3 protein-coding genes are annotated in these 5,631 nt (G+C 61.9%); all 3 read right to left on the bottom strand.

Translation table 11 applies throughout. The features are described from left to right. Window positions 1-107 precede the first annotated feature (107 nt). From FJ398_25530 to FJ398_25520, 3 genes are read right to left on the bottom strand one after another with little or no spacing between them, the layout of a single operon-like run. Window positions 108-2,051 carry a c-type cytochrome gene (locus FJ398_25530; GenBank protein ID MBM3841252.1) on the bottom strand — a complete coding sequence of 648 codons (1,944 nt, stop codon included), beginning with the start codon at window positions 2,049-2,051 and terminating at the stop codon, window positions 108-110. Between the two features lie 2 nt (window positions 2,052-2,053). Further along, on the bottom strand, window positions 2,054-4,720 hold the full coding sequence (locus FJ398_25525) for a hypothetical protein (GenBank protein ID MBM3841251.1): 2,667 nt from the start codon (window positions 4,718-4,720) through the stop codon (window positions 2,054-2,056). A gap of 7 nt (window positions 4,721-4,727) precedes the next feature. After that, window positions 4,728-5,267, bottom strand: a complete 540-nt coding sequence (locus tag FJ398_25520) for a hypothetical protein (protein ID MBM3841250.1) — start codon at window positions 5,265-5,267, stop codon at window positions 4,728-4,730. Window positions 5,268-5,631 lie beyond the last annotated feature (364 nt).

Here is a 5,631-nt window from a genome sequence, read left to right as displayed (position 1 = left end):
TTTTTCGCCAGACTTCGTTGCTTGCTCCTTACAGATCCACTTCGGGATATGCTCGTCGCTCGCGCCTCGTCTGGCCGAAAAATCCCTTGCCGCGAACGTGAGCGTATTTATGAAATGGACCACTTAGCTGCTGCCGCCTCTTCACCTGCCTCAGGCGGCCCTTTCTGGATGTAGGCAATCAGATCGGCGAGGTCCTGCGGTTTCAAGTTCGCTTCCAAACCCTCCGGCATGAGCGACAGCTTCGACGCGCGGATTTCCTGAAGCTCCGAGCGCATCACCGTGTCCCGCGCACCGCCCGCATTGAGCAGCACCAGGCTCAAGGGCGTCTCTTCCGCAATGAGACCGGACAACGAACGGCCGTCGCGCAGTTCGACCGCGTAGCTTGTGTAACGACCCTCAACCGCGGCGTTCGGATCGAGGATGGCCGTGAGCAAGAATCGTCCGCTCTTGTCGGTGAGCCCCAGCAGATTCGGCCCGACTGACGAGCCTTCGTCGTGGAAGCGATGGCAATTGGCGCAGAGGGCCTGAAACAATTTGCGGCCACGGGCCGGGTCACCCGACAAATTCAGCGACGCCTCGAATTGCTGGATCGCTTCGGCTCGGCTTTGATTCGAGCTTCCGGCCAAAGCTCCAATCGCCTGCAATCGATCCTGAAACCGGGGATCGCTTCTCATCAATCGCTGGCGCTGTTCCGCCGAGAGTTCGCTCCAGACGATCCGGCCGCTTTCGATTCCATTCTCCAGCGATGCCGTCCACTCCTTGCGCCGGGAAAGTCTTTCAATCAGCGCGCTCCGCAGCGAGGGCGGATAGCGCGTCCAGTCCGCGAGCAAATCGTCGCCCAGGCCGGGGTCGCGGCTGCGTTCCAGCGCATCCAGGACCGCCTTCGTCAACGACGAACTCACCGACCCGACGAGCAGGTTTTTCAGAATGGCGCGTTCCTCCTTCTCTCGGCCCGCGTCGCGGCCCAACAAATTCAACGCCGCTTCGCGCGTGATGTCTTTGGCAGAACTATCCGCCGCGAGGTCACGAGCGCGATCGAGCATCGGGCTCAGCCGCGTCGCCTCGGGCGCGGATGCCAGTTTGATCCCTTTTCGCTCCAGCCCGTCGAGCAACCGGGAAGTCACAATGAACGGCCAGGCTTCCGCGGCAGGTACGAGCATTGGAGCAAGGCTGGTCAGCACTTCCTGCCAGGCCAGCTTTTCATCCGATGCCAACGCCGTGGCCACGAGGTCGCCGATAAATTCGGCGGGAAGCCGTTTCAAAATCGAAGTGGCGGCCAAATTCCGGATGATGGCGAGCGCGTGCGGACCGGCCGAACTCAAAACGGCGGCGCGAAGCCACGGGTCGCTTCCCTCGCGGCTCAGCAAGGCGCCCAAGGCCGCGGCCGCTCTGGCGTCGCTCCATTGACCCAGGCTCAGGGCGAGTTGGTAGCGCACCCGGAGGCTCGGATCGCCCGCCAGTTTCAGCCACGCGTCTGCGATGGCAGAGTTCGTGAGAAAATTTTCGCTGATTCGGATCGCGTGCGCTCGCACTTCAGGATTTGCGTCCCGCAATGCGGCCAACAACACTTCCGCATCCACGCTGCGCAGTCCGTCCAGAACAGCCAGCGCTTGCACGCGCGAAGCGGGCCGGGCGCTCGTTCGGGCGATAGTCCGGACCACGCTCGCCACGCTCGGATCGTTGCGGCGAAGCAATTCCTGGTGAACCCGGTCGCGCTCGGTCCCGTTTAAATGATCGAGCGACTGAGCCAGGTCTTGCAGCGACAGCATGGTCAGGTCGCGGATTGCCGGCGGCGTTTTGGCGCGCGGATAAACTCGGTAAATGCGACCGAAGTCAGCCCCCGCGCGCAGATCAAGTTCCTTCATCCGTTCCGGCGTGATCCAGCGCGGATGTTCGACGACGAAGCGGTACATGTCCACGATCCACAGCGCGCCGTCCGGTCCCGTGCGAACCTGGACCGGGCGAAACCAGTTGTCGGACAAAGCGAGGAATTCGCTCTGCGCTTCGTCCGCCGCTCGGAGTGCCTTGAACGTCGCGCCTTCCTCGGACAACTTCAGCCGATGAATGAGGTTGTGGACCGGTTCGCAGACGAAGACATCGTCGGAGAATTCCGCGCCCAGAAATTCGTCGCGATAGACGCCGACGCCGCGGACGGGACGCGGTTGGCGTGGTGCGGATCGTTGAAGCGCCGGAGCGTTCGGCTGACCGGGAACAGTTGATTGGGATCCGGACCGGCAGCTACGGACACCCGCAAGCTCGGCCCGGCGACGTGCGGGTTGCGGCGGGCATAATGATCGGGCAGCGGAAAATGCCAGAGCAACGTGCTGTTGTCGCAACCGAACCAATTACCCCAATCGTCGCGCACGCGTCCTTGCTGGCTCAAGCCAGCGGCGGTCTCAAACGCGCCGGTCTCCGGGTTCATCCGAAAATCGCGCCCACGGATGTTGACCATCTCTGCCAGGACCGGCCCCCTCTCCCGTCCTGCGGACACCCTCTTCCCTTCCGTGGGGGAGAGGGACGAGGTGAGGGGGCGCGTTCGAGGTTCGAAGCGCGTCGCTCCTGAGATTTCGCTCGCGCCGCCCAACCGTCCCACGCCGCGAATCACGCCTCCGATCAATCCATTCGCGCCGTAAATCCAGTTATCCAGACCGAGGCTCAGTCCGTTGACGCGGGCTTGATAATTCTCCGGGGCGAACCCAGTGAAAAGCTTCTGCACGATGTCCGCCTGGCCGTCACCGTTCGTGTCTTCTGCGTAAAGAATGTCCGGGGCGGCGCAAATGAGCGCGCCGCGTTTCCACGCCATCACGCCGGTCGGGAACGGGACGCCGTCGAGCAGCACCGTGGCTTTGTCGTACTTTCCGTCGCCGTCGATATCTTCCAGGAACTTCACCCGCCCGCCCGGTTTCCAATTTCCGTCCAGGCCCAGGGGAAAATCGCGCATCTCGACCACCCATAATTTGCCATCCGGTCCGAAGTCGATCGCGACCGGACTGGCCACGAGCGGTTCCGCCGCGGCCAATTCCACCTTCAAGCCGGCCTTGGTTTCAATGGTGGCCAGCGATTCCTCCGGCGATTTCGCCGGCGGGAACTCGGCTTTCTTTGCGTTGGCAACGAAATCTTTGGGCAACAGTTCGCGGACGGCCTGATCAATCAAATCCTCCGTTTCAGGAGCCAGCCGCGCAGGCCGGTCGTAATACCAAAGGGAATCCTCCGCTTCGTAACCTCCTTCGCGCAGGATGCGCCTGGACGGAATGTAACACGGGTCGTCGTTCGCGTAGGCGTTAATCCAGAGCCGCGTCGAATCGAACGCGCTCTTCAACCGAATGGAGTAATCGACGACCACTTCCCCCGCCAGAAACACGATCGCCAGTTGATCGCCGAACGTCCAGGTCTGCACGATATACGGCAGCCTTGTGGGCAGCGTTTCGCCGCGATCCAGTCGGGCGAGATTAACCTTAGCGTGGTAACCGACAATGCCGGGTTTCTTCGCGCGCTCCTCCCATTGCTCGCGCGTGAAGTGCGGTTGGAATGGCAACTCGAATCGTTTGATGCGGCAAGTCGGCGCGTGGCGAATCGGGGTGAGTGGACTGGAGGCAAGCCGTTTCACTTCGCGCGCGATTTCCTCGCCGTGTTGCACGGCGTTTTCGAGTTTGCCGCGCGGTTGCGGGTTCGCATCGGCGCCGCAGCCAATCGCGATCAACGCCACGGCGCCCGGATGATCGCGCTCGATGTATTCCTGCGCGAGACCGGCCCAGTCCCCGTGCACCTGGTTGAACTCGCCCTGGAGCGTCGTGCAATGGCACGCGTAGTTCGCGAAAATCGCGCGGACGTTTCCACCGGTATCCGTCACGCGAAGAATCGGCAAGGCATGATCGACTGGCCCTCCTTTGGTCCGGCGATTCTGCGCGAAAGCGGCTTTGCCCTGGCCCCAGGCCAGGTGACTGGGCTGGCGATTCGCCAGCGCGGCCAGCGCGACCTGCTCGATCGAATCGGTCAGTTCGCGCGTGTAGCGGTCGATCGTGGCTTGGTGCTCTTTGGGAATGTCCTGGCTGAACAAATTGGGCGCGACGCCGGTCAGGCACGGCGCGGTGTGCGAGTGCGTCGCGCAAACGGCAAAGCGCTCGCGGGCGACACCGGCTTTCTTCGTCAGGCGTTCCGCCACTTCGTCGGTGATGCTAGCCGATACGCCGCAGTTCTCGACCGTCACCACGACCGAAGCGCCCTGGGCATCGCTGCCGATGGCGAGAGCTTTCGCCCAGATCTTTTGCGCGGCGCCTTCTGATTCGGTTCGCCGATTTCCGTAGCCACTGAGGCGGATGGGGTAACTCGGCGTGATGTCCGCCTTGGCGGCTCCGGCTTGAATTGCGACCTGCTCCGCGCCTTTTGCTGGAAGGCAGAGCGCGAGCAGACAAAAGAACGCGAGGCTGACCTGGGTGATGCGCGCAGGCGCTTTGGAGTGCGGGGAAGAGCGAAGCGATTCACCGCTTTGGGTTCGGCTGTTTCGATGATCCCAAATCAACCAGAATGGCCTGGCCCCAGATCCAAAGCGGCGACTCCGCAGACTCCGTCCCCGCAGTCCAAAACCGGGCGGCGTAGCGCAGACATTCCTGTCTTCGGGTTGACGGGACTTTCCAGTCCCGTCCGCCGGGCGACTGGAAAGTCGCCCAAACCAGCAGGCTGGAAAGCCTGCTCTACAACCGGGTTCATAGGAAGGTTTCATCTCGCAACTACACCGTCGTGAACTGATCCTCGCGATTCTTGAACAGCAGATTGAACGTCGTCATCGAGCCGTAGCACCGCGTGACGTACTGCTGCATCTCGACTTTTTCGGCGTCGCTGAGTTGCGGGTGGGCGTTGATCTTCTGTTCGAGCACACGGAGGTTGTTTCGCATCATGACAATCTTGTGGAAGAACACGTCCAGCGGCACTTCCTTCGTCTGCAGCGTCGGGTCCGACGGGTGCAACACCACTTTCCCTTTCTGCCAGCGCGCGCCGAGCTGTTCCATGACCGCGTCCGGTTTTTCAAAACCGAGTCCGGAAAGCGCGGCCTGGACCGTTTGATCGATCAATTGCTTGAGCGGAACTTCCAGGCCGGAAAGATGGGCCTGGGCTTCGGCCGGCTCGGTCCCGCTCATGTCGGGGTCGATCGTCCGCAGCCCTTCGTCGAATTGAACATCCGCCGTGTGCTCCAATATTTTTTTGACTGTCCCGACCCCATATTTCGGATGCCGGACCCGCATGCTGACGTGCAACGATTCGATCTTCATAGGAACTGGCCGAGGTTAATCGCGCGCCGCCGAGTGGCAATCAAAAGGTGAGGGTGGCCGAGGAGTCAGAGACAGCGCAGGCCGACGGGTGCAAAACCTGCGTTGCCGCGGCGCTGACTTGGGCCATAAAACCTTCGTGCAATATCGAATTCGCCTGATTCAATCCGAAGAAGGCTGGTCCGTCAGTTGCCCGTCGCTGTCTGGCTGCCATTCCTAAGAGCGTGTCCGAAAATTCCGCGGGGTCCTGTTTTCGCGCCAAAGGCCGGATGGCGAGGCGCAACGAAGGAGAATATCCTCCCTGGATCTTCGACTGAGGAGCAACGAAGCCAGGCGGCCTTTGGCGCGAAAACCCTCCGGGCGGCGG

The sequence above is a fragment of the Verrucomicrobiota bacterium genome (genome assembly GCA_016871535.1).
Lineage (GTDB): Bacteria > Verrucomicrobiota > Verrucomicrobiia > Limisphaerales > SIBE01 > VHCZ01.
Note: the sequence above shows the minus strand (reverse complement) of the source record. Positions and strands in the feature narration are given on the sequence as shown.

Excerpts from the sequence above, each read along its gene's own strand:
- FJ398_25525 (MBM3841251.1), bottom strand. The coding sequence starts at position 4,720 with ATGAAACCTTCCTATGAACCCGGTTGTAGAGCAGGCTTTCCAGCCTGC.
- FJ398_25520 (MBM3841250.1), bottom strand. The coding sequence starts at position 5,267 with ATGAAGATCGAATCGTTGCACGTCAGCATGCGGGTCCGGCATCCGAAA.